Source organism: Bacillus sp. SIMBA_031, from assembly GCF_046535225.1.
GTDB lineage: Bacteria > Bacillota > Bacilli > Bacillales > Bacillaceae > Bacillus > Bacillus velezensis.
Genome location: NZ_JAWRXC010000439.1, coordinates 1 through 256, shown reverse-complemented (window position 1 = coordinate 256; position 256 = coordinate 1). Strand labels below are relative to the sequence as shown.

Below are 256 nucleotides of genomic sequence, written 5' to 3'. Positions count from 1 at the left end.
CGTCAGTGAGCACGAGCGGCAGATCAGCTGGAAACGCGGTGTTGATGACAACCTCCGGGCCGATCGTTCGACGCATCAGGTCGGCCATCCCGCCGACAACGTCGGAAACCCGCAGCGAGTCGATCTTGAGCTCTTGCCGTCGTGCGAACGCCAAAAGCCGTTGCGTCAGCGTTGCGCCGCGCTGCGCGCCCTGAATGGCATTTTCGATGAGGTCTAGGACGTCCGGCCTGACGGCCCGCTTCCTGGCGATCTCAAG

The 256-nt window shown here is 63.3% G+C and carries 1 pseudogene; it reads right to left on the bottom strand.

Going from position 1 to position 256, the window contains the following annotated elements:
- Positions 1 to 256 (bottom strand): annotated as a pseudogene (locus SB724_RS20955) (hypothetical protein); the annotation flags it as partial.